Source organism: Paenibacillus radicis (ex Gao et al. 2016) (assembly GCF_014641555.1).
GTDB classification, from domain to species: Bacteria; Bacillota; Bacilli; order Paenibacillales; family Paenibacillaceae; genus Pristimantibacillus; species Pristimantibacillus radicis.
This window is the reverse complement of sequence record NZ_BMHY01000001.1, coordinates 1,091,724-1,117,476: the sequence shown is the minus strand read 5'-3', so window position 1 is coordinate 1,117,476 and position 25,753 is coordinate 1,091,724. Positions and strand designations below refer to the sequence as shown.

The window sequence follows — 25,753 nt, the reverse complement described above, 5'->3', positions numbered from 1 at the left end:
AAAAGCCTTAAAATGGCTATCAAAATGCAAAAGTACATTTTAAATCGCTCCATTTCAAGAAATGGAGGCTTCTTGAGCCCATCAAACTGCATATTTACATTTTGATGCGATAAATCGCGCAAAAAAATGGATATCAGCATGCAGATTTGCATTTTGATTCTTCGCTGCAGCATGCTTAACACTGCAAACTTATAAGACCCTCCCAGGGTCTTAACTCGCTCTCAACACTCCACTTTATATAGAATAAGACCCTCTCAGGGTCTTAACCTCACTAACCAGCTAGTATTCTACCGCGATTTCGCTTGTTTCGTCCAGTGTAAGACCCTTCCAGGGTCTTAGCTCACTCGCAATGCTTCATTTTCCACGGTTTAAGACCCTCGGAGGGTCTTATGACCGCTCCCAGCGCAATCAGTCCTGTTCCGGGAACTTCAACCCTCGCACATAGTCCGTCAGCAACTCGATAAACCCTTTAGCGGCTTTCCCTATATACTTATCTTTATGAAAAATAATGCCCACTTCCCGGCGCAGACTCGGGTGATCGATCGGAATCGCCTTCAGTTCGGGATCATTTTGCATTTCGATTAACGTCTTGGACAATATGGAGGAACCTGTCCCCGACCGAATCAAACTAAATAAGGATTCAATAGAAGCCGTTTCAATTAACGGCTCGATTTGCAGACCGGCTGTGCTGCTTACACCATCAATCAATTGGCGGCAATGATGCGTCTCCGGAAACATGACGATTGGCTGCTTATGAATGTCTGCAAGATTCAGCGATTCCTGTAAAGCAAGCGGATGGTCGAATCGGCATACAAAATAAAAGTTCTCCTGGTAGAGCGTCGTTTTCCGCAGCCGATCATCCTCTTGCGGCAAAATCGTAATAGCCAGATCCAGCTCATTGGCAAGAATCCGCTCTACGCTGTCCTCGATACTGTGCAGCTTGATGCGAATGCCGGGATAGCTGCGGTGAAACCGGACGAGCAGCGAAGAAGCCAGATGATTCAGTTCGCCTGGAAGCGCACCAATGGACAACGAGCCCCGCTCCATCCGCTGCAGCTCCGAAATTTCATCCCGCGCGCCTTGAAGCAAGCCAAATACGTTGCTGCATTGTTTATAGAGAATGCCCCCTGCCTCTGTGACGGCAATCCTTTTGCCAATCCGGTCAAAAAGCGGGACACCGATATCATCCTCCAGCGCTTTGATCTGATGGCTCAATGTCGGTTGCGTAATGCCGAGCTTCTCCGCCGCCCTCGTAAAATGCAATTCTTCGCACAGCAATTTGAAATATTCGAGCTGTCTAAACTCCACGAGCCTATCACTCCATTGCCTCTAAATTATCATTCCATTGTAATCAGCAATCTTATCATAGGTCTATATGATCGTTTCTATCGTTAGAATAGATTTTATCAATATTAACTCTCGCCATCTATTTATTCCGTTCAATATGCATATAAGAATCCGCTTCTTCCCAAGCGACACTAAAGCCCTTCCCTTTCGCGCAAAAGATTGACGTAGACGTGTAGGCCGGGTCCGCATTTTTATCATAGCCTCGATCCGCAATAATCTTCTCAGATTGAAAACATGGCCTATATCCATCCGGCTTTAGCGTCAGCACACCTCTCCCTTTCGTATACGAAGCCAGCTCTGTGCCATAGTTCATAAATGTCGAGATGGGGACTGATCCCGTAAAAACTGCAACATTGCCGTGGATTTCCGGCGGCTCCATGCTGCCGTGGGCGGTTTGGATGTCTGACATCACTCTTCCGACATGCTCAATATCGACTTTTATACGATAGGCATAATAAGGCTCAAGCAAAATATTGTCCGCCTTCTCCAACCCCTGCCTAAGCGCTCTTAGCGTTGCCTCACGGAAATCGCCCCCGGAAGTATGCTTGTTATGCGCACGGCCAGACAGCAAGGTGACCACAACATCGGTAAGCGGCGATCCAGTCAGCAGTCCGCGATGCTCCTTCTCTGTCACATGCTGGCCGATCAGGTTCTGGTAGCCGATGCTCAACTCATCGACATGGCATTCATTCCGGAACTCCACGCCGCTATCCCGCACTCCCGGCTCTATTCGCAAGAGAACCTCCGCATAATGTCCAAGCGGCTCGAAATGACCGGCACCTATCGTCATCCCGCCGATCGTTTCCTTATACAAAATTTCGGGTTCACCGAAGGTTACAGCAAGCTGGAACCGCTCCTTCACCACATGCTCCAGCACCTCCAGTTGAATGATGCCCATTACATGAACATGAAGCTCCTGCAGCGATTCATCCCATCTGACGCCAAGCGATGGATCTTCGTCATCCAGCAGCTTAAAGCAACGCAGCACTTCCTTGAGCGGAATTGCACTATCAAAAAGCACCTTGGACTGAAGCGCCGGTACAATCTCGTAATGGGAGCGTTCCATCCCTTCCCCTAGACCGTCTCCAGCAGCCAAAGAAGTGATCCCGGTCACGGCAAACAATTGACCGGCCGAGGCCTCATTAACTATCGTGGACTTGCTGCCGTTAAACGTTCGGATCGCAGTAATTTTCTCCTGTCTCACTTCTCCGCTTCGATCGATATAGCGAATATCATCCCGAACCGTCACCTTGCCCCGGAGCGCCTTCATATAGGTTAAGCGCGTGCCCTGATGATCGTGGCGAACCTTATATACTCTGGCAGCCAAAGGAGCGGAATCCTCATAATCCGTTTCAGCCAGCAGCTCGAAATTAGTCAGAAAATCAGCAATCCCGATATCCATCAAAGCAGATCCTCGCAAGACGGGGAAAAGAAGCCGGCGCTTAATCGATTGACGAAGCGAAGCAACCACTTTATCCGGCTCTGCGTCTCCTTCGAGATAAACCTCCAGCAGCTCGTCATCCCGCTCTGCCGCAAATGAAACTAGCGAATCCTGCAAGTTTTCCGATAAACTGCCGCTCATTTCCACGGCATCCTTCGTCAATTGTTCGCGGATTTGTTCCAGAACGGCATCCCCGTCCGCTCCGCTTCGGTCGATTTTGTTAATAAAGAAAAACACCGGTATGCCATAGCTTTTCAGCAGCTGCCACACCGTTTCGGTATGTCCCTCGATTCCTTCTGCCGCAGAAACGATGATGACGGCATAATCCATCACTTGAAGCGCCCGCTCCATTTCTGCGGAGAAATCCGCATGGCCGGGCGTATCCATTAAATAATAATCCGTGTTGCCGCGGCTCATCACCGCTTGGTCGGCAAATATCGTAATACCGCGGGCTTTCTCCAGCTTATGACTATCGAGAAAAGCATCCTGATGATCGACCCGCCCGCGGCTTCGAATGCTGTTCGTATGAAAGAGCAGCTGCTCTGCAAAAGTTGTTTTCCCCGCGTCGACATGAGCCAGCAGTCCAATCGTTACTTTGCGTTTCTCGCTCATGAGTCCGCCTTAATGAGCGGAACGAATACTGCCGATACCTGTTCAGCAAGCTGTTCAGGTGCAAGCTCCACTTGGAAGCCGATTTTCCCTGCGCTCACCAGCATCGTTGCCAATGACTCCGCTCCACTATCGATAAAGGTAGGATACAGCTTTTTCATCCCTATCGGCGAGCATCCCCCGCGTACATAACCCGTCCATTTCAGCAGTTCTTTGACGGGAAGCATTTCGATCTTTTTCACCCCGGCCGCTTTAGCCGCCAGCTTCAAATCCAGCTCCTCCGCCACAGGAATTACAAACACGAAGAGGCTCGCGCCTTGATGGGCGACTAACGTTTTAAACACGATTTCTGCGGGTTTCCCGATTTTTTCGGCGAGAGCTGCGCCATGTATTTGTCCATCTTCATTGTCATAGGTCATGATACGGTACGGTACGTTGGACTTGTCCAGCATCCGCATCGCATTCGTTTTCGTCTCAGCCATTCCTGCTTCCCCATTCTAATCGTAATCAACGTGAACTACCTCTTATTTTAACAGGAGCTGGCCATATTCTCTATTAGCGTCTTTTAACAGGTTCAAGCAAAGCATTCGTTATTCTTTTCCTCTAAAGAGCAGCACGCTTAAAAAAATGCCCTTCGACAGCTGAATCATCAGTCTGCCAAAGAGCATTTTCTGCAAATCTATAGAGTGATCCCAGTATTCTTATCGCTCAATCGGAACCATAAAACGTTCGCGGTTGCGGAACACTGCCCACTCCCGGTAGCCAATATCATATAATTGCTTGCCAATCGCTTCAAAATGCTCGCCAACTCGCTCCGGTTCATGGGCATCTGAGCCGAATGTAACCTTCACTCCGTAGTGAAAAGCCCGCTCCAGAAAATAGCCGTCCGGCACCCAGTTGTCGTCGGAGGAATTGATCTCAATTACAACATCGCTATCCGCAATCGTCTTCAACGTTCGATCAGCCGCTTCCGTGCGGAGCTCGGAATAGCCGTAGAAATAACGGTTCAAAGAATCGACATGGCCGAGAATGTCATATAAGCCGCTTTTTGCAGATTGCGCGATATAGTCATAGAACAGATTTTTTGTTTCCAGCTTGCGTTCCGGGCTCAAGGACTCCCAATACTCTGAATCGTAAATGCCGATGCCTGCAAAATCATGCACCGAGCCGATCACATAGTCAAAGGGATGGGAAGCGATAACTTCCCGGTACAAATCGAGATGCTCCGGCAAAAAATCTGCTTCGATTCCGAGCAGCACTTCGATACTGCCCGCAAATTCTTTCTTTAACGCCAGCACTTCTTGTATGTAGCCTGGAAAATCGCTCTTGGCCATGCTTCCGGTCAAGGATGGACGATCTTCCGAGGCTGCGAAAAAGGGCGTATGATCCGAGATTCCGATCATGTGCAAACCGTTGTTCCTTGCTGCTTCTATATAGTCTCTCACCGAACCTGACGCATGTCCGCAGCGTTCGTGATGTGTATGGAAATCAAACTTCATGTCATACCCCCGTTAGTATCTTTATAGCGTGCATGTTGTCTACCCTTTAGAGCCGGAGACGACGATGCCTTGAATGAAATATTTTTGAGCAAAAAAGAAAATAAGCAGCAGCGGCAAAATCGCTACCAGCGAAGCCGCCATTAATAAATTCCACGGTGTAGCCCCGTAAGCAGCCGTAAAATTGGCCAAGCCAAGCGATATCGGATATTTCGTCATATCATTCAAATAAATAAGCGGGCCAAATAGATCATTCCACCGCGAGATCAGCTCCAAAATGGCAGCAGTGGCAAAGGCCGGCATAGATAACGGAATTAGAATTCGGAAATACATCGTGAAATGGCTGCCGCCATCGATTTTGACCGCTTCGTCCAGCTCTTTCGTTATACCCAAGTAAAATTGACGCATCAGAAAGATCGTAAAGGAGCTGGCTGTAAAGGCAGGAATAACGAGCGGCAAATACGTCCCTGTCCAGTGAAGCTTATTGAATAGCAAATACTGCGGAATCAGTGTAACTTGAGACGGAATCATCATCGTGCTTAATACAAGCCCGAATAAAATCAGACTGCCCCGCGCACGTAATCTGGCAAAAGCGAATGCCGCCATCGAAGAAGTAAAGACGACTGCCGCTACCGTAACGCCCGAGTACCAGAGAGAATTCCACAGAAAACGGCTCATTGGCGCATCGATGAAAATTTGCTTGTAGTTGTTCCATTGCCAGAATGCAGGAAGCCAGGTCATCGGTACGCGATGAATCTCGCCCATCGTCTTGAGCGAAGTGGAAAGCATCCAGAACAAAGGAAAGGCAAACAACAGAACACCGCCATATAGAAGTACATAAATGATTATTTTCTCTACGAGGGAGAGCTTGTCATGCCTGTATGTCTTGCGTTTCATTCAAGCGCCTCCTTTCACTTCGAATCATATTCATAATGGACGAATTTCTTGGAGCCCCATAACGATACGAGCGTCAAGGCAAAGATCAGCAGGAATAGAATCCAGGCCTGCGCGGAGGCATAGCCCATCCGGAACTGCTTGAACGCGGTATCGAACAGGTAATACACATAGAAATAGGAATTCCAGTCCGGACCGCCCTTCGTAATGACATAGGCCTCCGTAAAAATTTGCAGTGAGCCGATCATGCTAATAATCGTATTGAACAAAATAACCGGCGAGATCAGCGGCACCGTAATTTTGCGAAACTTCGTAAACCCGCTTGCGCCTTCAATCGATGCCGCTTCGAACAAATCTGCAGGCAGCGATTGCAGCGCCGCTAAGAAAATGACCATCGTGCTTCCCGATGCCGTCAATTGCATCAGCACCATCGAAGGCACGACCGTTCCCGGACTGGTGAACCATCCCGGACCCTGGATGCCAAACCAGTCATATAGAACTGAGTTGACGACGCCAAACTGCGGATTAAGCAGCCAAGACCAGAGAAAAGACACGGCTACGCCGGAGATGATGCTAGGCGCATAATACAAGGTACGCAGCACGGCCTGCCCTTTAATCCGATGATTCAGAAGCACGGCGACAATCAATGAGGTCAATATTGTAAATGGCACTGCCATCACACTGTAATACAACGTTACGAACAAAGATTTATAAAACAGACGGTCGCCAAAGAGCAGGCTGTAGTTGCTGACTCCGGCAAACTTTGGCGATGAGATCACATTATATTCTGAAAAACTAAGCAGCAGCGAGAAGAGTATCGGACCCCCGGTAAAACAGACGAACCCGATAAACCAAGGGGCGATGAACAACCAAAACGACTGTTCCTCCCGCTTCATTGCTAGCGATAACTTTCTCATTTGAGTCCCTCCAACATTCGGGCGAGCCGCTATACTTGGAAAGAGATGCCCGCCCGGCTGCATTCAAGTTAAAAAGCTGCAACTAGTCCAGATTAAGTGATAGGAGGTTGCCTTTCAGCACATTCAAGCCGTCTTCCACGCTTTTCTTGCCGTCCCACACCGACCATAGCGATTGATTCATCGTATCGAGAATCGTATTGTATTTGACGATGAGATGGTTTTCCGCTTCACGGCCATATTTGATCGAGCCTTCATGAACCTGTCTGAACGCTTCCGGGTCCATGCCGATCTCCCCGCCCATCTTGTCATACCAAAGCTTGAACAGACTTGCATCGGCAGGAGTTCTGCCTACTTCATTCATATAGCGGTATGCGCCGCCGCCTTCTGCAGGATTGGCGAGATGCCGTACGAATTCCCATGCTTCGTCGGGATGCTTGCTCGTTGCCGAGATACTCCACGGATCTACGTACAGCGTTACTTTACGGCCCTCATGATAAGGAACGGCAGCTACTCCCCATTTGAAATCCGCCTGTTTGTAGGAGCCCAGCCCCCAACCGCCAGAAATGTACATCGCCACTTTACCCGTCAGAAACGGGTCGCCAAGCTGAGCGGAAGCCGCTACGGTTTCAGCATTAGGCGCTACTTTGTATTTATTGATCAGATCGACATTGAATTGAAGCGCTTCGATATTGGTTGGGTTCATCAGATCGGGCTCGCCCATTACTCCGGTTGTATAAGCCTCCGGCTTGAACAAGTCGCCGCCGAACAGCCACGTCATCGAATTTGCGCTTAGCGCGCTGGAGAAGCCGAACACTTGCTTACGGGCGTCGCCCACATCATGGGACAACTTCTGTGCCGTTTCCAGCATCGTATCGAAGTTCCATGACTTGTCGTCCCAGTCCGTTGTCGGATAAGGAAGACCGGCTTGATCGAACAAATCTTTATTGTAATACAAGTAAGTAGCGTTGCTGACGAGTGGTACGCCGTAGTTTTTACCATTGATTTTATAAACGTCCAACAGGTTCGGGTCCATCGTAGCCAGTTCAGGCGCACCCTTCTCGACGTAAGGGGTCAGATCCTTCAGCGCACCCATCTTCATATAGGTGGCAAATCCGCTGTCGGCCTGATTCGGATTCCAGACGTCCGGTGCTTTGCCGCTGGCGATCAGCGTCGTCAGCTTTTGATCGAACTGATCGTAAGGGATGTTTTCAAGCCTTACTTTTATGTTGGGATGGCTGTCCTCGAAGGTAGAGATCATCGCATCCTGCCAAGCTTTTTTATCGGGGTCGGCTGCCATTACCCATACCAGCTCAACCTTCTCCTTCCCCTTGTCTGAGACGTTATCGGTATTAGTCGATTTCGCTGAATTTCCACAGGCTGTTGCTACAGAGAATAGTAGAAGGACACTTGCCAAAGTTGCCATTACGTTTTTCAAAGGATAACCCCCGCTTCACATTTTCACAGACGTTTACAAAATGTTAATAAAACTAACTTCATATTCAACTTTCACTTGCCAACTTAGCATCTCCGCTACGCATCACCCACTGTTGTTCTGCCTTGTTGCCTACAAATATAGCACATGATATTATGAATTATCTGCACATATCTTATCTATTTTCTCGTTTTTCAACATATCTTATTTTAACTTTCTTCGACACAACTGACACGGAGGTTACATTTAAAATGGAATCAAATTTCTATGAAGCTTCCAATTTCGACATCAGTCGCGAGAGAAAACATGACACAAGCATGCCATCCCGGCATTATCACAACGGTTATGAAATCTTTTATCTCGTTTCAGGCGATATCAGCTACTTTATTGAGGATAAAAGCTACCAAGTAGTCGGCGGCGTGCTGCTTATCATCGGCATGAACGAAATCCATAAATTGGTGAACGCGAGCGGGGAATCCTTTGAGCGGATTACACTGCTGTTTCAAGAAGAATTTCTGCAGGATTTATTTCCTTACAACAATTCCTTTGACGTACTTGCCAGCTTCTCTTCCGGCAAAAACTTCATGCGCTTGACCGGCCAAGAGCAAAGCTTCGTCGAGAAGCTGTTTGACAAAATGATTCATGAGTCTGTCAAACAGCAACCGGGCTCTGAATTTTATCTCAAAACACTGCTGTTCGAGCTGCTCATCTTTATCTATAGGAAGACGGAGTCATTGCCTGCGGAAGAGCAGTCGGGCGGCAATCCGATTCATAAGAAGATTTTCGAAATCGTAGACCATTTGAACCGGCATTACGATCAACGGCAAACGATTCAAGACGTATCCGGCAAATTTTTTATTAGTCCCTCTTATTTCTGTAAAATGTTCCGCGAGAATACCGGATTTACGTTCACCGAGTATTTGAACAATGTCCGCGTCAAAGAAGCCCGCCAGCTATTGATTGGCAGCACTATGAAAATATCCGATATCGCTGAGCGGGTCGGCTTCGAGAGCATGACGCATTTCGGCCGTATTTTCAAAGAAATGACGGGGTTGTCGCCTCTCAAGTACAGGCAGACTTACAAACTGGAGACGGTGTAGCGTGGAGAAAGAGTGGTTGCCTTTTTATGTAATTTTTGATATAAACAGATTAAGCAAAACCTGTGTGTGACTGGCGTAAACGTGGATAACCACGAGGAAGCACATGGCCATAGAGCCGTACGCCTGGGCAAAAGTATTTGGTCGATTTCGGCCAAATGCTTTTTTTTCATTTCAAAGGAGAGATGTCGATTGGATCAGGCACGCCCGGCAAGAAAAGTAGCGATTGTCGTTTTCAACCAGATCGAAGCCCTTGATTTTGCAGGCCCTTACGAAGTGTTTCTAACAAGCAGCGGCGGCGGGCAAGACTTTCAAATTTTCACAGTCGCACCGCATGAAGGCCCAGTTGTTGCACTTGGCGGGTTAAGCTTAAATCCCGCTTACACGATTTACAATTGTCCTACTCCTGATCTGATTATCGTCCCAGGCGGCCCCGGCGCAAGAACAGAAAAGAACAATTCAACGTTGACAGAATGGATCGCTAGCACTGCTGCAACAGCTGAGCTTGTTCTTTCCGTATGCACAGGCGCACTTATTATTGCAAAAGCTGATCTATTGGAAGGCTTGAACATCACTACACATCACCGGGCCATCGAGGAATTGAAAGCTGCAGCTCCGGCATCCTCAGTAATTGTCGAAAATAAGCGTTACGTCGATAACGGCAAAATTATTTTATCGGCGGGCGTATCTGCAGGAATCGATATGTCCTTGTATGTTGTAGGACGGTTATTAGGTGCGGAAAGAGCGCTGAGGACAGCATCGCTTATGGAATATGATTATAATCCCGAATGAGGCTTCGGCTTGCAAAGAAAGGGCTCGCTGCGCGCCTCGGTTCATGCTGCCGTTCTTGATTCCATCTTATTTGTCGCTCCGCGACTATAGCGATGAATAGAATCTTCAAAATGTCAGCATGAACTCGAATCGCTCCGCTCACCCCCTACCTTCTTCAAGTACCAAAATTCATAAACAGATGGAGCCGAATCTCATTGAGATTCGGCTCCATCTGTTTATGAATGATATTTACGCACTCATTTTCGCTATAGTGGATACCATTTTCTCAGTAGAGAAAATTTTGTCCTTATTGACCAAAATGGAGGCATTATGCGTTTGGTTTGTATGTATGAAGGAAATTCTTGGCACTATATAGCGAAGCTGGTTCGCTATCACCAGATAACCTCCAGATTGCTCTACACCTCGTCTCTCCTCACTGCACCCCGATCACAAAAACCGATGAAGTATCACCTTCTGAATACTTGCCATCAGGCGATAGCCAATTAGCAAAGATACCGTAGTAATAGATGCCTTTTTCCTTGGGAGCTTGAAAAACTCCATCTTGCAATACAATCTCGACCGACTTATCGTCTTCTTGAAATTGCTCTATAGCGATGTGGGCCCGAGCCGGTTTGTAGTTATAGGAGACCTTGATGTCTGATCCAGCAGCGACAACGGTTGGTTCTTTTCCTCTCAATATCATTTTTCCGCCTACATAATCTGCACATCCCAGCTTGCCCCAACAGTAACTGCTTTGCATCACAGGTATCCCTGTTGTACCTGAGATTCACCTCCACCTATCTAGACACCAGTCTGCGGATATTGTTTCATTGTAAAGTTCACAATATCGAAAAACTTGCCCATTGTGCATCTTTGCATTTTGGGCAATGATATTAATGACAGATGTTTACGAACAAACTTTTACCATCTATACGAATTGAATAAGGAGGTATATTCATTGATTGCTAAACAAACCTTGCGTGACAAGAAGAAAGAAGCCACAGCATCTGCCTTATCCGAAGCTGCATTCGAACTCGCGCTTGCAAAAGGTTTGGATGGCTTCGTTGTTGACGACATCGTACAGCAGGCCGGTTATTCTAGACGAACGTTCGCCAACTACTTCTCCTGTAAAGAAGAAGCCGTTGCTGCCGTTGCCGTCCCCTATACGAGTGTAGAGGAATATGACGAGTTAATTACGAGCTTGCCGCAAGAATCAACACCGCTTGATGTTTTGTACAGCTTGATGAAGATGCAGTTTACCGGGGAGTTTCTGCTTAAATTGCGTCAGTTCGTCTCCCTCTCGAAACAGTATCCTACGCTCGAGCCTTATATTCTGGGTGTGTTCCGCGGCTTGCAAATATCCGCTCAAGAAGCACTCGAACCATTCACTCGCGGACGCTATAAAGCCGGATATACACATCTTCTAGCTGGCGCGGTTTATGGAGCGTTTGTGCCCATACTGGATGGCAGCCTTAATGTCCTGCTGCCGGGAGAGACAGAAGCTGAACCGACAGATGCGATTCCGTTCGATCAATATTTGAACGCGATGTTCGAGTATTTGCGAAACGGCTTCTAGTCTAGCCAGCAATCCTTACCAGTCATCACGATACAAAAGGAGAGAAACATTACATGTCAACGTTTTTGTACAAATTAGGGAAATCAGCTTATGACAAGCCCTGGCAATTTCTAATCGCATGGATCGTCATTCTTGGAATCGTCGGTACCCTGATTGGAGTCAACGGCATACATTCCAGTTCTGAGATGAAAATTGCAGGCACAGAATCGCAAAAGGTACTTGATCAGCTAACGAAAGAGCTTCCAGAAGCATCTGGCGGACAAGCCAGTATTGCATTCACGGTTCCAGACGGAGAGCGCCTGGACACACCCGAACGTTTGGCTTTGATCCAGAAAGCTATTGAAGACGTTTATAATGTAGAATATGTGATTAACCCTGCCAAATTGGCTGCGGAAGCTGGTTTTTCAGCATCAGATGCTAGCCAGATGGGCGCTACTGCCCCACAATCTGCTCAAGGTACAGAGACGAATCAGGCAAGCCCAGCGGAAATGCCTCCTTATGGGCCTTTGATGGTAAATGGCGTACCTGTACCTGGCGTCTTGCTCTCATCGGATGGAGCTCTTGCCCTATTCCAATTCCAATTTACTGTTCAACAGGCTTCGCTGCCTAAATCCGTTCCAGACGCCGTAATCGACGCTGCGATGGCTGCCGAGCAGAACAATTCGGGCATCACAACTATACCTAGCGATACGCTCAAAAGCACACCTGCCATAGGCTCCACAGAAGCAATCGGGATTCTTGTCGCAGCTGTTGTACTTATTATTACGCTCGGTTCTGTTGTTGCTGCAGGCCTGCCGCTGCTTACCGCTATTTTTGGTGTAGCGATCAGTATCGGCGGCGCATTCGCCTTCTCGAAATTCATTGCGATCAATGACATTACGCCGATCTTGGCTGTCATGATTGGTCTTGCTGTCGGCATCGACTATTCCCTATTTATCGTGAACCGTCAGCGCCGCATGATTCTGGATCAGGGATTAAGTGCGCGCGAAGCAGCCGGAAGAGCTGTGGGCACAGCTGGCAGCGCCGTATTTTTTGCCGGATTAACCGTTATTATTGCTTTATTCGGCATGCTTGTCATCGGCATTGAGTTCTTGTCTACAATGGCAATAGTTGCGGGTATCACCGTATTCGTCACTGTGTTGCTCGCTTTGACCCTGCTTCCTGCCCTGCTTGGATTTGTCGGTGAACGAATTTGTTCGCCCAAAGCCCGCACGAAAGCAAGCAGCTCAGACCCCAAAGCGAAACAAGGGTTTTCCATTCGCTGGGCTAAAGGAACGGTGAAATACCGCTGGCTGATCATTATCGGAGTCATCATCGTGCTCGGCACGGCAGCCATTCCGGTTACGAAAATGGAGCTCGGAATTCCTTCCGGCGCCTCAGCAAACTTGGATACGACGGCTAGACAAAGTTATGATGCGATTTCCAAAGGATTTGGAGAAGGCTTTAACGGCCCTCTGCTTCTAGTGGGCGAGCCGCAAAACGCTTCCGACAAATTTACGCCTGAAAAACTCGGCAGTCTCGTTCAAGAGCTTCAAAAGCATGAGAATGTTTCGCTCGTCTCTTTGATCGGTGTGAATAAAACGGGTGATATGGCCATTGTTAGCCTTATCCCCAAAACAGGACCTACCGACCTTGCGACGAAGGATCTGGTCAACGATCTGCGTGCCGCTGATTCAAGCATTGCGAAAAATTTGGATATGAAGCTCGGCGTGACCGGTTTTACCGCAATTAACATTGATATGTCGTCTAAGTTAGCGGAGGCATTCCCTCTGTACGTCGGCATCATCGTCATTCTGTCTATCATTATTCTGCTTCTCGTCTTCCGCTCGATTATTGTTCCTATTAAAGCGACGGTTGGGTTCATTCTCAGCATACTCGCAACGTTTGGCCTTACTACAGCCGTCTACCAGTGGGGATGGATGCATTCCCTATTCGGCTTTGATACTGGCGGCCCGCTGCTCAGCTTTATGCCTATTCTTGTGACTGGCATTCTGTACGGACTGGCGATGGATTATCAAGTGTTCCTTGTCAGCTCGATGCGCGAGTCTTATGTGCATGGCCATAGAGGAACAGAAAGTGTCGTTCACGGCTATGACCTAGCTAGCCGCATCGTTCTAGCTGCTGCTGTCATCATGGTATCCGTCTTTGCCGGATTCATCTTCGCACCGGATGCTATGATCAAACAGATCGGCTTCGCGCTTGCTGCAGGCATACTTATCGATGCTTTCATCGTCCGTATGACGCTGGTTCCAGCCGTCATGGCGGTCTTCGGAGATAAAGCATGGTGGCTGCCAAAATGGCTGGACCGCCTGCTGCCGAACTTGGATGTGGAAGGCGATAAGCTGATTTCTGCGCTGAATGCGCAGGACAACAGCAGCGTTAAAAAGAAGACGAATAAGCCTGCTTAACGTTAACGCTCGTTAAAAAAACGGGTGATGAAGGCTTTCTCCTTTCATCCCCGCCCGCATATGAAAGCAAATGAACCGCGTCCTATGGATGCGGTTCATTTGCTTTCGGTTTATTTACTTACGGAATTAGCATGCGACCCGATCATACCTTACGCTTTCTTTACCGCTATCGGCCACTCGCCAATAAATTCCTTCTCGTCGTAGCTCAAGTAATCGGCCATTATTTGCTCCCTGTCATCCAAGAAGAGCTGGTCCGCAATGGCCGTAACGATACGCGGTATGCCGTATTTCATTCCGGACAATGCCGATGCGGAAATACCGCAGCTAATAAGTGCGGAATAATTGAATGCGAATAATCCATGAAGCAGCGCCGCTCCTTCATCCGTCCGGCTCGTGAACGCAAAACCGGGCGTCAGATAAGGATGCGCATCCAGCAACGGGTTATTCATGCCTGCAGGAGCCCGGTGCCGGTCACTCCATCGGGCAATATGAGCTTCCACTTGCCGCAGTTCGGGACGAAGCGCCGGGTCGGTCAAGAGGCCGGTGCTGATTAAGAGAAAATCATAATGAAGCTCCTCATCCGCCGTCTTCACCCGAACGCCACCGTCGCCCTCCTTTACGCTCAGCCATGGCGTCCCCAAATGGAGGCGAAAGCCGGGCCAAGCAACCGCTCGTTCAAATGTATCATTCGTTGGAGGCTGATTATGCTGAAAAAAATGAACCATCGCTGCATATTTTTCTGCATCGGACAAGGCAGCGTATCGCTCTATCATTCCTGAAGCTTCCATCTGGCGGATGGGATTAATCCGCGGCATCTCCTTGCGCCTGACAAACACATGAACCTCCGCCACTCCCTCACTCAATGCGTAGCTCGCATTATCGAAGGCTGAGGCGCCGCCGCCCAATATCGCGATCCGTTTTCCTCTCCAATTCTCGAAATCGATCCTCGACGAGGTGTGAGCGTACAGACGCTCAGGCAAGTTATTAGTGATCATATCTGGAACATGCCACTCGCCCCCGCCTTGTATCCCCGTAGCGAGCACTACCTTCCTTGCCAGCAGCGTTTCTGACAACGCCCCCTTGCCACTGACTTGCAAGTGATGCACCCCAGCTCCCGATGGCTCGATTCGCTCCAGCCTCACTTCATTTATAAGTGGCAGATCCAGCACTTTGCGATACCACCGCAAGTATTCCATCCAATCGCCGCGCGGGATTTTCACAATAGCATCCCAACCCTCAGGACCCGCCTGTGCTTCCCACCAAGCGCGGAAAGTAAGCGAAGGAATGCCGAGGTCTACAGAGGTTAAGTGTTTGGGCGTCCGAAGCGTTCGCATACGGGCATAAGTTTCCCACGGCCCCTCCTCACCTTCGCTATTCTCGTCTATGATCAAAATATTAGCTATGCGCTCACGCAACAGGCCAAAAGCGATGCCAAGTCCGCTTTGCCCCCCTCCTACAATAATAACATCGTACACATGCCCTTCAGTATGTCGCACCGGACGAACCCAATTCGCACCTCCATAGGCCAGATAAGCCAGATCCCTTTTCACACGCTCATTCAAAAGCTCCAAACTCATCCGCATCATACCTTTCGACAATGACATTCAGGGGCGGAACGGGACATGATGAGGCAGCAGTTATGATCGCTACACCAATCAGAAAACACGTTAGATTATCTAACACGACTTTGCTTCATATTATATGGCGGCTAAAGCTTTGGGAATCGTCTTGGCATCATATTGTCACTATCGCCTAAATTTTTGCCTTCGTTTTGTTCAGGATCACGAATATAAGCCGCACTATAGAAATGAGTTTCTAAAGATTTGACAACAATAACACCGGGCACTCGATATAGACATTAGAACATGCTACAATAGGCGTGCCAGTCCAATTAACGACAGGGAGTGAATGGAATGTCAATTGACGTTTATCTGAATTTCAACGGAAATACCCGTCAAGCGGTCGAATTTTATGCAGAGGTGTTTGAAACGGAACCCCCTTCGATCATGACTTTCGGAGAAACGCCACCCGATCCGAACTATCCGCTTCCAGAGGAAGCGAAAGACTTGGTTATGCATACGCGATTGAACATTATGGGCAGCAATGTCATGTTCTCCGACGTATTTCCGGGTATGCCACATACGGTTGGCAACAACATCACCTTAGCAATCGTCAGCAAGGATATCGAGCTGTTGAAGTCGCTGTTTCACAAGCTGAAAGAAGGCGGAAAGATCGGGATGGAACTTCAAGAAACGTTCTGGTCTCAATTGTATGGCAACCTGACGGACAAGTTCGGCATTCAATGGCAAATTAACCATGAGGACAACGAAAACAAATAAACATAACCCAAGCGATTGGTCGGAACCCCCGATCAATCGCTTTTTTATACAAATATCAATCATTGGAAACAACTTTTTTCAATCTTTTTCGCATCCCCGGGCTTTTTAGTGTAAGATTGATCTATTAAAACGTTAGGGGCTGTTTGAAACATATGTCTAATGAAGTTTTATTGACCGCAGAAGGCTTGACCAAGCTGGAGCAAGAACTTGAGGAACTCAAAACAGTCAAGCGGGCGGAGCTCGCGCAGCGTCTTAAAGTAGCGATCAGCTATGGCGATCTGAAGGAAAACAGCGAATACCACTCGGCCAAGGACGATCAGGCGTTTATGGAAACGAGAATTCAGACGATTGAACGGATGCTGAAAAAAGTCCGTGTCGTCGAAAGCTCCAGTACGTCCAAGGTACAAATTGGCTCCATCGTCGTGTTGAATGACGTTGAGATGGCAGAGAAAATTGAATACCGAATCGTCGGCCCTGCAGAAGCTGATGTATTAGATAATAAAATATCGTATGAAAGCCCGCTTGGCGTTGCCTTGATCGGGAAATCGGTCGGTGATGCGATTAACGTTGCAGCTCCGGTCGGCAATATTAAATACGAACTACTCGAAATTAAAGTTTAATTCCTACAGCAGTACAGAAAGAAAGCGAAGCTGGTTATTTTCCTGAACCCGGCTTCGCTTTTTCGTATTTCCATCATTGATACTTTAATCTTCTTACCTTGATCAATTCATAAACAACTCAATAAAATGCCGGGCGCTTTTGGATAAATACCGGTCCTTAAGCCACAATATACCGACATCCGATTCAAAATCAGCATCGGCGATGGTCAGCATCTTAATCGTCGGCAGCGGGAAAGAAGCCATAACGGACTTCGGAAAGACGGTTGCACCAATACCTGCGGCTACAAGCGCCATAATTACAGCAACGCTGGAGCATTCACAAATGACCTTCGGCTCGAAGCCGTGCGATCTGGCTTCCACCATAACCTGATGATGCATGCCGGTTGTCCGGTCTGTTTTCAACGTAAGAAACGGCAGCCCGTCCAGCTCTCTCATCTTCATCGAATGCTTGGTCGGATCGTCAACCCAAGACGCCGGCATGACCGCTACATAAGGGTCGGAAGGCAGCTTCAGCACAGACAGCGGCTTCATCTCAGGAGAGGATTCCAAAGGCAGCCGCGCAACGATCAGCTCAATGCTGCGGCGTTCCAGCTGAGAGCCAAGCAAGTAATGATCGCCTTCGGCGATTTTAAACGTAACTTGCGGGTAAAGCTTGCGGAAACGCTCGATCGTCGGCGGCAGCAAGGAAATGCAAGAAACGACAGAGCCAATAGCGAGCACGCCTTGCACGCCTTCGTCCAGTTCCTTCACTTCTTTAAGCGTCTCGCCAAACTGATGAAGCAGCTGCTCCGCCTTATCCCGCAGCAATTCGCCCGCGTGAGTGAGCAGCAATCCTTTCCCGCTTCGGTCAAACAGCGTGACGCCAAGCTCTTCCTCCATTAGCTTCAACTGCCTGCTAAGCGGAGGCTGCTCCATGTTCAGCGCTTTGGCCGCTCTCGTAATTTGTCCTTCATTTGCAATCGCCAAAAAGTAACGCAGCTGCCGAATATCCATCTCTACCTCCACCCCATACCCATAAGGTATGGCTCTCCGATAAAACTGATATTTTTAATATACCTAATGTAATGTTACGATTCAACTAAGTATCCGCAGAGGAGATGTGTTGGGATGAACGCAATTCGTATCGAACTGTCCACAAATAAAAAGCAAAAGCCAGAAGTGTCTGAGCTAGGCTTCGGCAAATACTATACCGACCACATGGTTATATTGGATTATGACGCATCCATCGGCTGGCATGACGCCCGTGTCGTTCCTTATCAACCGATCACGCTTGACCCTGCCGCAAAAGTTTTCCATTACGGCCAGACTGTATTCGAAGGACTTAAAGCTTATTTAACGGCAGACGGCCCGATCCGGCTGTTTCGTCCGCGTAAAAACTTCGAGCGGCTGAACCGCTCCAATGAACGTCTCAGCATTCCGCATCTCGACGAAGAGCTTGCACTGGAAGCGCTTAAGCTGCTTATCCTGACCGACCGGGAATGGATTCCATCCGCAGAAGGCACTTCACTGTACATTCGTCCCTTCATTATTGCAACGGAAGCTGCGCTTGGCGTCAATCCTTCTACGCAATATAAATTTATGATCATCATGTCGCCTGTCGGTTCGTATTATGCTGAGGGCATCCACCCGGTTAAAATTTTCGTAGAATCCGAATATGTACGAGCTGTTAAAGGCGGCGTTGGCAACGCAAAAACCGCCGGCAATTATGCGGCGGGATTGAAAGCGCAAGAGAACGCCACGAAGCAAGGCAGTTCGCAAGTATTGTGGCTGGACGGCGTTCACCGGAAATATATCGAAGAAGTAGGCAGCATGAACGTATTTTTCAACATTAACGGAACGATTGTAACGCCAGCGCTGAACGGCAGCATTTTGGACGGCATTACCCGCGATTCCATCATTCAACTACTGAAGCATTGGAATATTCCGGTTGAGGAACGTGCGCTTTCGATCGATGAGATTGTTGAAGCGCATGGCAACGGCTCCCTGGTTGAAGCATTCGGAACGGGAACCGCCGCCGTTATTTCGCCTATCGGTGAATTGCTCTGGCTCGGTCACAAGCTGTCGATCAACAACGGTGAGACCGGCGAGCTGTCCGCCAAACTGTACGACAATTTAACTGGCATTCAAAAAGGGACAGTAGAGGATCCGTTCGGCTGGATTCTTACATTAGACGACCGGGAAGCAACCGGCGTATCAGCGGTTAATGCTCAGTCCCATAAGTCTTAGTCTCCATCTGATCTAAGCTTTTGAACACATAGCCCTGCCTTCTGGCCTCTTCTATAATCGCACCGAGCGCCCCGGCATTATCCTTTGATACCGTGTGCAGTAAAATGACTGCACCAGGATGAAGCTGCTTCATGACTTGCTCGTAGGCGTAGGAGGGGCCTTTTTGGCTGTTCACATCCCAATCCTTATAAGCAACGGACCAGAATACGTTCGTATACCCCGAATCCTTGCTTACTGCAAGCACATTGTCGTTAAAAATGCCTCTTGGCGGCCTTAAATACGACATTGCCGGCTGACCGGTCAATGCGGTTACACTCTCCTTTACCTTCTCCAATTCACTCCGGATCTGCTCTGCCGACAGCTGCGTCATATCCGGGTGGCTCCATGAATGATTCCCTACCAAATGTCCTTCAGCCGCCATTCTTCTCACCAAATCCGGCTTATCCTTCACGTAATGCCCCGTCACGAAAAATACCGCAGGCACCTGCTTCTCTTTCAGTACATCAAGCACTTGGGGCGTAAATCCATTCTCATAACCGTTGTCAAACGTCAAATACAGTTCTTTTTGCTCCGTATTGCCCAAAAAGATAGCGCCATGCTTCATTACGATATCTTTGAATCCTTCTTCATTAATGGATGGCAGCTGTCCGTCTACGCTTTTTTTGAAGCCGAAATGAAAAGCTCCCGAAGCGCCAAATGCCGTCCCCACCGATAATACGAATACAAACGCCGCAATCCAGAAGGAACGGAGCATTGCCTTTTTCATCTTCATCTTCCCCTTCTCCATGATTATGTTTCCTTTACTTTTCCCCATGCCGGCCCATTGTATAAATGGCAGAAGTCATTGACAAATAAAGTTGCCTCACTTATAGTTGTTTAAGCAACTAATGTAGAAACGGAGGCAAAGACGATGCGGCAAAAAGGGTTAGACCATTCCATCGGATTTGTGATGGGAATATCGTACCGCAGGATGAACCAATTGTTCATGACGCGCATTAAATCCTATGATCTGACGCCAGAACAGTGGTCAGTGCTTTATCGGATTAGAGAGCAAGATGGCATGATTCAAAAAGATATCGCAGAGAAATCAGGCAAGGACAAACCTACGACGACCCGGATTTTGGATTCGCTCGAAGCGAAAGGTTATGTGACGAAAAAAATCGGCAAAAACGACCGCCGTTCTTATCATGTGCATATTACCGAAGCTGGCATACAAGCTGCTGATCAAATTGAGCCAATCGAGTATCAAGTACTGCGTGACGTATCGGAAGTGTTAACGGATGAAGAGTACACGCTCATGATCAACATGTTGAACAAACTCAGCAGTCACGCAGCGAATTTGCTTGAGCAAGAAAAGGAGTAAGGAAATGAATGACACAATGAACATACAACAGGAAAAACTATGGACGAAAAGCTTTATTATGCTGACCGTCAGCTACTTATTGTTGTTTCTAAGCTTGCAAATGCTGCTGTCTCCCTTTCCGGCTTATGCCAAGGAGCAATTTCATCCCGGAAACTTCACAGTCAGTCTAGTGACCAGCTTGTTTGCATTGTCCGCCATTGCTACTCGCTTTGCAACGGCTAGCCTGCTGCGCTTCATACACCGCAATACGATTTTGCTCTTCGGGATCGTACTGGCGGCCACCGTTACATTCCTGTATCCCTATGCGGCTACGATGACCCAACTTCTTGTGCTGCGCGTATTATTCGGCATCGGCTTCGGGATGACCAGTACGGTGCTTCCTACACTCGTCTCGCAAATCATCCCGCACAAACGGCTTGGTGAAGGTGTCGGCTATTTCGGGCTATCGACCAGCTTAGCGATGTCTATCGGTCCAATGATCGGCTTATCTGTCATTAAAAACTACGGGTTTGAGACTCTTTCGATGATTGGAACTGTTGCAGCCTTTGCTATTATTCCACTGCTGCTCCTTACACGAAGCATTCCTGCACAGTCAGAAAAGCCGAAATCAACTCAACGCAAGGCCACAGCTGCGATAAGCAGCGACGGCAGCAAAGATAGACAGGGCAACATGCTCGTACCTGCTTTACTGAACATGCTCATGTCGGTTTCCTACGGCGGACTTCTTGGTTTTTTGGCGCTGTTCGGCCAAGAAAAGAAATTGGACGGAATCGGTTTATTTTTTCTGTTCATCGCATGTACGGTGCTCATTATCCGCCCGATTTCGGGCCGTATATTCGATCGCAGGGGTCCAGCCCTCGTACTGATACCCGGCGCCATTATCATCATCGCAAGTATGCTCATTCTTTCCTATGCCAATTCGATGCCGCTCGTTATCGTATCCGCCCTGCTCTACGGCCTTGGCTTTGGCGCAATCCAGCCGACCACACAAGCTTGGATGCTGCGCGAAGCTTCACCAGAGCGCCACGGTACGGCTAACAGCCTTTATTACAATTCAACGGACTTTGGCGTTGCTGCCGGTTCTATGCTGCTTGGCATTATCGCCTCGGCTACCAGCTATTCGATGATGTACAGATACGCCGCTTGCGTGATGGTTCTCTTCCTTATCGTCTACTCCATTCAACATATATTGAGCCGGAAAAGCAAGAATAGCAGCCGTTCCAATGCAGTTGCTAAATCATAGCGGTTAGGATTCACAATGTAAAATAAACAAACAGGCTTGGGCACAGATCAATACCGATCGGTCCAAGCCTGTTCACTTTTCACCTTTTAATCTACAGCTTGTCCAGCCGGTAGGTATAGCCGCAAAATTTACATTTGAACAGAACACTGTTTTCTCCAATGATATAAGTCATACTATCATCATCCTCCAGCTCCAAAAATTCTCTTCCGCTCTCATCCTGGTCTCCCGTCGCGAACAATCCCGTACGATTGCCGCATTCACATTCAAAGTTCATAACCATTAAAAAAACCTCATTTCTTAGTCATAATTTTAGATAACGCTTGACAACGATACAATTCGTATCATAAATTACTAATAGTAGGTGTATTAAAAAACGTAAGGGGCTATGGGAAAATGACCACGACGATGGGAGATCGCTTAAGGGAGCTTCGCATTCGCAATTGTTTGTCGCAAGAAGCCGTTGCCCGTATTATCGGTATTACCCGTTCCGCCTACAGTCATTATGAGATCAACAATCGGCAGCCCGTTTACGATACGTTGATCAAACTTGCAGGCTTTTTCCATGTGACGACAGACTATATTATACATGGCGATTCCCGCGAGAACCAGAACCATGCAGCTCCGGCGGATACAATTGAAATCATTCGTCTATTGAACAACATGGACCACACGAAACGCAAGCAGTCGATTGATAAAATGATGGACGTCATCCGCGAGGCCGAATAGCCGTTGTCGCCAGCCGACACGGCTTCCTGGGCGTTCCTCAACCAATACTTCCGCCTATTTAGATACAATTTGTATCAAGTATTATTTCCTCTTCAGCTCAAGCTCCCCTTACCCGAAACGGTACGTACGATTCTCCACCCAAAAAGCCTATGTAATTTGTGATGAAATGCCTGCTTTCAATTGATTCATCCTTCCACCTTCGCTATAATTATCTGATGACCTCATTATAATACAAAAATTGCATTTAGGAAGGATTGCTATATTCATGTACGTTGCAGATAAATGGAATGATTACGAGCTAATCGATACAGGGGCGGGAGACAAGCTCGAGCGTTGGGGCTCCCATATTTTACGCAGACCCGACCCGCAAATTATTTGGCCAATCAGCAATGAGAGCGGCTTGTGGAAGCAAGCAGACGGCCACTATCACCGCAGCTCCTCCGGCGGCGGCCAATGGCAATTCAAACCCGGCCTGCCTGAACGGTGGACAATTGCATATGGCGATCTGAAGTTCCACATTAAACCGACCAACTTCAAGCATACCGGCTTGTTCCCCGAGCAGGCCGTCAACTGGAGCTGGATGATGGACAAAATTAAAAACGCCGGACGTCCAATTCGCGTCCTTAATCTATTCGCGTACTCCGGCGGAGCGACAGTAGCCGCTGCTGCAGCAGGTGCCGAAGTCGTTCATGTTGATGCTTCTAAAGGCATGGTTCAATGGGCAAAGGAAAATGCCCAATTGTCTGGCCTGGAGAGCGCCCCGATTCGTTACATTACGGATGATGTCTTCAAATTCGTGCAACGCGAGCAGCGCCGCGGGCGCCAATATGACGCAATCATTATGGACCCTCCTTCTTACGGCCGCGGTCCTAACGGCGAGACGTGGAAGCTGGAAGAGAACCTCTACCCGTTCGTTGAGTTCTGTACGTCGATTTTATCGGACAACCCTCTCTTTATGCTAATTAACTCTTACACGACAGGCCTTTCGCCCTCCGTTCTGCACAACCTGCTTCATATGACGATGAAGGGCAAATACGGCGGAGACATTAACTGCGGTGAAATCGGCTTGCCGATTACAGCATCCGGACTGAATCTGCCTTGCGGTATACTAGGCCGCTGGGAGTCGAAGTAATGGCCGCCTCTAAAGCGCCTTTGCCATCCATAGAGGTTCTTTATGAGGATAACCACATGATCGCGGTCGTGAAGCCGCCCGGCATCCCTTCTCAGGAAGACGAGTCTGGCGACCCGGACATGCTGACGCTCATTAAGGAAGACTTGAAAGAACGCCATAACAAGCCGGGGAATGTGTTTCTCGGCCTAGTTCATCGGCTGGACCGGCAAGTTGGCGGTGTCATGGTTTTTGCCAAAACTTCCAAAGGCGCATCACGATTGTCCGAATCGGTGCGCAACCGCAGCTTCGGCAAAACCTATATGTGCGTCGTGCATGGGGTTCCTGCTGCCGCTGAGGCGCAGCTGCGCCATTATATCCGCAAAGACGCAAAACGCAATCAGGTGACCGTATTTGACGCCCCTGCCGCTGAAGCGAAAGAAGCGATTCTGGACTACGCCGTCGTCGCCAGTCAAGGCAGCCGCTCGCTTGTTGCAATCCGCCTGCATACGGGCAGACCGCATCAAATTCGCGCTCAGATGGCCCATATCGGCTGTCCGCTCGTTGCAGACCGCAAATATGGCGCCCCTGCTACTAGCGGAGTATCAGACCCGGCTTTATGGTCAACCTCTATATCCGTGCCTCATCCAGTCAGCAAAGAAAGCACGCTGTTCCGCTCGCTTCCTTACGGCTCGGCAGCATGGACGTGGTGGACACCTTCCCAATTGGAGCAAGCGGCCAATTGGTTTATAAAGGAAGGATGAATTGTTGATGCGCCGAAAGCGACAACGAAAACCTGTTTTTCTCAGCTTTATCCTCCTGCTCCTTGCGGCAGCAGGAGTTTCTTTTATCATCATCGCTACACTGATGGACGATACACCCGCCAAGCCTGCGAACGGCCAAGTAGCCGAAACCGCTTCCCCTGGCGACAAACATCCAGATACCACTTCTAAGATAGGGATACAGGAGCCTGAAGCTGCTGCAACCCCTCCACCCACCGTAACACCATCTCCATCACCGTCCGTTTCTCCTTCTCCATCTCCTTCACCAGAGCCAGCATTTATTGAAGCGGAATGGGTTGCAGTCGGCGATGTTATGATGCATAAACCGCAAGTTCCCGGGGCTTACGATGCCAAGACCAAAACCTATAATTTCAATTCTTATTTCACAGAAGTGAAGCCGATTCTATCACAAGGCGATTGGGTGCTGGCCAATCTGGAAACTCCGGTGGCGGGAAGCTCTTACGGCTATACCGGCTACCCAAGCTTTAATTCACCAGTCGAGCTGCTGGATGCGCTGGAGTACGCAGGCTTTAACATTTTGACGACAGCGAACAATCACTCGCTCGATAAGGGCGGTAAAGGGCTGCTGCGAACTCTGGACAACTTAAAGAAATACAAGTTCGCGATCAAAGGAACGGCTGCTTCTCAAGCAGAGGCTGACAAAAATGTGATCATCGAGAAGAATGGCATCAAGATGGGGCTGCTCTCTTATACATACGGTACGAACGGCATCCCGCTGCCGCAAGGGAAACCTTATATGGTATCGCTAATTGATGAGAAGAAGATGGTGGCGGACATCGCAAAAACGAAAGCGGCGGGCGCCGATTTCGTCACAATAGCACTCCACTTCGGCATCGAGTACCAAACGCAGCCTAACGATGAGCAAAAACGGCTGGCTCGCAAGCTTGTAGCCGCGGGCGCGGACATTATAGCCGGTTCCCACCCTCATGTCATCCAGCCTTACGAGGTGCTGGAAACGACCGATGAAGCAGGCAAGACTAGACAAGGACTCATCATTTATTCTATGGGCAATTTCATCTCTAATCAGCGCGACGACACGAAAGATTACGGCATTATTTATAAAGTTCTTATTCGTAAAAATATCGCCGATCATACGATTCAGTTTGGCGAAATAGAAGCCATTCCTACATGGGTCCACCGCTATCAGCCGGACAATAACTATCGCTACCGCATTCTGCCGGTGGAGCAGACATTAGAGGCATTCGCCTCCGGAACGAAAGATGTCCTGCTTTCAACCGCTGATTACAATGCGATGGAGAATACACTGAAGCAGCTGAGAAAGCGGCTTTCCACAATGAAATAACAATTCTAAACAGCCGGCCACCCGGAATACAGCC

At 48.6% G+C, this 25,753-nt stretch carries 25 protein-coding genes and 1 riboswitch; of the genes, 13 read left to right on the top strand and 12 right to left on the bottom strand.

Annotated elements, in window-relative coordinates; all coding sequences use genetic code 11:
• Positions 1-408 precede the first annotated feature (408 nt).
• The 7 genes from IEX98_RS05055 to IEX98_RS05025 form a co-directional block, all read right to left on the bottom strand.
• Positions 409-1,308: a LysR family transcriptional regulator gene (locus IEX98_RS05055; protein ID WP_188887796.1), complete on the bottom strand. Its 900-nt coding sequence runs from the start codon at positions 1,306-1,308 to the stop codon at positions 409-411.
• A 118-nt stretch (positions 1,309-1,426) separates the two neighbouring features.
• Positions 1,427-3,400 (bottom strand): GTP-binding protein, encoded by a 1,974-nt coding sequence (locus IEX98_RS05050; protein ID WP_188887795.1) that lies wholly within the window; start codon positions 3,398-3,400, stop codon positions 1,427-1,429.
• Positions 3,397-3,879: a Cys-tRNA(Pro) deacylase gene (ybaK, locus tag IEX98_RS05045; RefSeq protein ID WP_188887794.1), complete on the bottom strand. Its 483-nt coding sequence runs from the start codon at positions 3,877-3,879 to the stop codon at positions 3,397-3,399. The genes IEX98_RS05050 and ybaK overlap by 4 nt, the downstream gene beginning before the upstream one ends.
• 219 nt (positions 3,880-4,098) lie before the next feature.
• The gene (locus IEX98_RS05040) at positions 4,099-4,896 is read right to left on the bottom strand and encodes a histidinol-phosphatase (protein WP_188887793.1); all 798 of its coding nucleotides are present in this window, start codon (positions 4,894-4,896) and stop codon (positions 4,099-4,101) included.
• Between the two features lie 39 nt (positions 4,897-4,935).
• Positions 4,936-5,790 carry a carbohydrate ABC transporter permease gene (locus tag IEX98_RS05035; protein ID WP_188887792.1) on the bottom strand — a complete coding sequence of 285 codons (855 nt, stop codon included), beginning with the start codon at positions 5,788-5,790 and terminating at the stop codon, positions 4,936-4,938.
• Between the two features lie 14 nt (positions 5,791-5,804).
• On the bottom strand, positions 5,805-6,704 hold the full coding sequence (locus IEX98_RS05030; RefSeq protein ID WP_188887791.1) for a carbohydrate ABC transporter permease: 900 nt from the start codon (positions 6,702-6,704) through the stop codon (positions 5,805-5,807).
• 82 nt (positions 6,705-6,786) lie between these two features.
• Positions 6,787-8,139: an ABC transporter substrate-binding protein gene (locus IEX98_RS05025; protein WP_188887790.1), complete on the bottom strand. Its 1,353-nt coding sequence runs from the start codon at positions 8,137-8,139 to the stop codon at positions 6,787-6,789.
• 248 nt (positions 8,140-8,387) lie between these two features.
• Between IEX98_RS05025 and IEX98_RS05020 the strand changes: the two genes are divergently transcribed.
• Both IEX98_RS05020 and IEX98_RS05015 read left to right on the top strand, forming a co-directional pair.
• Complete coding sequence (locus IEX98_RS05020) at positions 8,388-9,236, top strand: AraC family transcriptional regulator (RefSeq protein ID WP_188887789.1); 849 nt, start codon at positions 8,388-8,390, stop codon at positions 9,234-9,236.
• Between the two features lie 56 nt (positions 9,237-9,292).
• Positions 9,293-9,372: riboswitch (ZMP/ZTP riboswitch) on the top strand.
• Positions 9,373-9,425: 53 nt separating this feature from the next.
• Positions 9,426-10,025, top strand: coding sequence for a DJ-1/PfpI family protein (locus IEX98_RS05015; protein ID WP_188887788.1), 600 nt, complete (start codon positions 9,426-9,428; stop codon positions 10,023-10,025).
• A 412-nt stretch (positions 10,026-10,437) separates the two neighbouring features.
• Here IEX98_RS05015 and IEX98_RS05010 read toward each other — a convergent pair whose 3' ends face one another.
• The gene (locus IEX98_RS05010) at positions 10,438-10,701 is read right to left on the bottom strand and encodes a hypothetical protein (protein ID WP_188887787.1); all 264 of its coding nucleotides are present in this window, start codon (positions 10,699-10,701) and stop codon (positions 10,438-10,440) included.
• A gap of 261 nt (positions 10,702-10,962) precedes the next feature.
• On the opposite strand from IEX98_RS05010, the gene IEX98_RS05005 reads away from it, so the two are divergent.
• On the top strand, positions 10,963-11,580 hold the full coding sequence (locus IEX98_RS05005) for a TetR/AcrR family transcriptional regulator (RefSeq protein WP_229691965.1): 618 nt from the start codon (positions 10,963-10,965) through the stop codon (positions 11,578-11,580).
• A 53-nt stretch (positions 11,581-11,633) separates the two neighbouring features.
• The gene (locus IEX98_RS05000; RefSeq protein WP_188887786.1) at positions 11,634-13,988 is read left to right on the top strand and encodes an MMPL family transporter; all 2,355 of its coding nucleotides are present in this window, start codon (positions 11,634-11,636) and stop codon (positions 13,986-13,988) included.
• A gap of 149 nt (positions 13,989-14,137) precedes the next feature.
• On the opposite strand, the gene IEX98_RS04995 is transcribed toward IEX98_RS05000, so the two are convergent.
• Positions 14,138-15,565, bottom strand: a complete 1,428-nt coding sequence (locus tag IEX98_RS04995) for an NAD(P)-binding domain-containing protein (RefSeq protein WP_188887785.1) — start codon at positions 15,563-15,565, stop codon at positions 14,138-14,140.
• A 336-nt stretch (positions 15,566-15,901) separates the two neighbouring features.
• On the opposite strand from IEX98_RS04995, the gene IEX98_RS04990 reads away from it, so the two are divergent.
• Both IEX98_RS04990 and greA read left to right on the top strand, forming a co-directional pair.
• On the top strand, positions 15,902-16,327 hold the full coding sequence (locus IEX98_RS04990; RefSeq protein WP_188887784.1) for a VOC family protein: 426 nt from the start codon (positions 15,902-15,904) through the stop codon (positions 16,325-16,327).
• A 152-nt stretch (positions 16,328-16,479) separates the two neighbouring features.
• The gene (greA, locus tag IEX98_RS04985; RefSeq protein WP_188887783.1) at positions 16,480-16,947 is read left to right on the top strand and encodes a transcription elongation factor GreA; all 468 of its coding nucleotides are present in this window, start codon (positions 16,480-16,482) and stop codon (positions 16,945-16,947) included.
• A gap of 102 nt (positions 16,948-17,049) precedes the next feature.
• Here greA and IEX98_RS04980 read toward each other — a convergent pair whose 3' ends face one another.
• On the bottom strand, positions 17,050-17,940 hold the full coding sequence (locus tag IEX98_RS04980) for a LysR family transcriptional regulator (RefSeq protein ID WP_188887782.1): 891 nt from the start codon (positions 17,938-17,940) through the stop codon (positions 17,050-17,052).
• A gap of 114 nt (positions 17,941-18,054) precedes the next feature.
• Here IEX98_RS04980 and IEX98_RS04975 point away from each other — a divergent pair, with 114 nt between their 5' ends.
• Entirely contained in the window at positions 18,055-19,173 is a 1,119-nt protein-coding gene (locus IEX98_RS04975) for a branched-chain amino acid aminotransferase (protein WP_188887781.1), read from the top strand.
• On the opposite strand, the gene pdaA is transcribed toward IEX98_RS04975, so the two are convergent.
• On the bottom strand, positions 19,148-19,939 hold the full coding sequence (pdaA, locus tag IEX98_RS04970; RefSeq protein ID WP_445376010.1) for a delta-lactam-biosynthetic de-N-acetylase: 792 nt from the start codon (positions 19,937-19,939) through the stop codon (positions 19,148-19,150). The genes IEX98_RS04975 and pdaA overlap by 26 nt on opposite strands.
• Before the next feature lie 144 nt (positions 19,940-20,083).
• On the opposite strand from pdaA, the gene IEX98_RS04965 reads away from it, so the two are divergent.
• Positions 20,084-20,536: a MarR family winged helix-turn-helix transcriptional regulator gene (locus IEX98_RS04965; RefSeq protein ID WP_188887779.1), complete on the top strand. Its 453-nt coding sequence runs from the start codon at positions 20,084-20,086 to the stop codon at positions 20,534-20,536.
• A 4-nt stretch (positions 20,537-20,540) separates the two neighbouring features.
• Complete coding sequence (locus IEX98_RS04960) at positions 20,541-21,779, top strand: MFS transporter (RefSeq protein WP_229691964.1); 1,239 nt, start codon at positions 20,541-20,543, stop codon at positions 21,777-21,779.
• Between the two features lie 91 nt (positions 21,780-21,870).
• On the opposite strand, the gene IEX98_RS04955 is transcribed toward IEX98_RS04960, so the two are convergent.
• A complete protein-coding gene (locus tag IEX98_RS04955) occupies positions 21,871-22,059 on the bottom strand; it encodes a hypothetical protein (RefSeq protein ID WP_188887778.1) in 189 nt (62 codons plus the stop codon).
• 113 nt (positions 22,060-22,172) lie between these two features.
• Here IEX98_RS04955 and IEX98_RS04950 point away from each other — a divergent pair, with 113 nt between their 5' ends.
• The 4 genes from IEX98_RS04950 (at position 22,173) to IEX98_RS04935 (ending at position 25,719) form a co-directional block, all read left to right on the top strand.
• Positions 22,173-22,505 carry a helix-turn-helix domain-containing protein gene (locus tag IEX98_RS04950; protein WP_188887777.1) on the top strand — a complete coding sequence of 111 codons (333 nt, stop codon included), beginning with the start codon at positions 22,173-22,175 and terminating at the stop codon, positions 22,503-22,505.
• Positions 22,506-22,770: 265 nt separating this feature from the next.
• A complete protein-coding gene (locus IEX98_RS04945; RefSeq protein ID WP_188887776.1) occupies positions 22,771-23,637 on the top strand; it encodes a class I SAM-dependent methyltransferase in 867 nt (288 codons plus the stop codon).
• Positions 23,637-24,377, top strand: a complete 741-nt coding sequence (locus tag IEX98_RS04940; RefSeq protein ID WP_188887775.1) for an RluA family pseudouridine synthase — start codon at positions 23,637-23,639, stop codon at positions 24,375-24,377. Before IEX98_RS04945 ends, IEX98_RS04940 begins: the two co-directional genes overlap by 1 nt.
• 7 nt (positions 24,378-24,384) lie before the next feature.
• Positions 24,385-25,719: a CapA family protein gene (locus tag IEX98_RS04935; RefSeq protein WP_188887774.1), complete on the top strand. Its 1,335-nt coding sequence runs from the start codon at positions 24,385-24,387 to the stop codon at positions 25,717-25,719.
• Positions 25,720-25,753: the final 34 nt, after the last annotated feature.

Coding starts and splice junctions, on each gene's coding strand:
- IEX98_RS05050 (WP_188887795.1), bottom strand. CDS start 3,400: ATGAGCGAGAAACGCAAAGTAACGATTGGACTGCTGGCTCATGTCGAC.
- ybaK (WP_188887794.1), bottom strand. CDS start 3,879: ATGGCTGAGACGAAAACGAATGCGATGCGGATGCTGGACAAGTCCAAC.
- IEX98_RS05040 (WP_188887793.1), bottom strand. CDS start 4,896: ATGAAGTTTGATTTCCATACACATCACGAACGCTGCGGACATGCGTCA.
- IEX98_RS05035 (WP_188887792.1), bottom strand. CDS start 5,790: ATGAAACGCAAGACATACAGGCATGACAAGCTCTCCCTCGTAGAGAAA.
- IEX98_RS05030 (WP_188887791.1), bottom strand. CDS start 6,704: ATGAGAAAGTTATCGCTAGCAATGAAGCGGGAGGAACAGTCGTTTTGG.
- IEX98_RS05020 (WP_188887789.1), top strand. CDS start 8,388: ATGGAATCAAATTTCTATGAAGCTTCCAATTTCGACATCAGTCGCGAG.
- IEX98_RS05000 (WP_188887786.1), top strand. CDS start 11,634: ATGTCAACGTTTTTGTACAAATTAGGGAAATCAGCTTATGACAAGCCC.
- IEX98_RS04995 (WP_188887785.1), bottom strand. CDS start 15,565: ATGAGTTTGGAGCTTTTGAATGAGCGTGTGAAAAGGGATCTGGCTTAT.
- IEX98_RS04990 (WP_188887784.1), top strand. CDS start 15,902: ATGTCAATTGACGTTTATCTGAATTTCAACGGAAATACCCGTCAAGCG.
- greA (WP_188887783.1), top strand. CDS start 16,480: ATGTCTAATGAAGTTTTATTGACCGCAGAAGGCTTGACCAAGCTGGAG.
- IEX98_RS04980 (WP_188887782.1), bottom strand. CDS start 17,940: ATGGATATTCGGCAGCTGCGTTACTTTTTGGCGATTGCAAATGAAGGA.
- IEX98_RS04975 (WP_188887781.1), top strand. CDS start 18,055: ATGAACGCAATTCGTATCGAACTGTCCACAAATAAAAAGCAAAAGCCA.
- pdaA (WP_445376010.1), bottom strand. CDS start 19,939: ATGAAAAAGGCAATGCTCCGTTCCTTCTGGATTGCGGCGTTTGTATTC.
- IEX98_RS04965 (WP_188887779.1), top strand. CDS start 20,084: ATGCGGCAAAAAGGGTTAGACCATTCCATCGGATTTGTGATGGGAATA.
- IEX98_RS04960 (WP_229691964.1), top strand. CDS start 20,541: ATGAATGACACAATGAACATACAACAGGAAAAACTATGGACGAAAAGC.
- IEX98_RS04955 (WP_188887778.1), bottom strand. CDS start 22,059: ATGGTTATGAACTTTGAATGTGAATGCGGCAATCGTACGGGATTGTTC.
- IEX98_RS04950 (WP_188887777.1), top strand. CDS start 22,173: ATGACCACGACGATGGGAGATCGCTTAAGGGAGCTTCGCATTCGCAAT.
- IEX98_RS04945 (WP_188887776.1), top strand. CDS start 22,771: ATGTACGTTGCAGATAAATGGAATGATTACGAGCTAATCGATACAGGG.
- IEX98_RS04940 (WP_188887775.1), top strand. CDS start 23,637: ATGGCCGCCTCTAAAGCGCCTTTGCCATCCATAGAGGTTCTTTATGAG.
- IEX98_RS04935 (WP_188887774.1), top strand. CDS start 24,385: ATGCGCCGAAAGCGACAACGAAAACCTGTTTTTCTCAGCTTTATCCTC.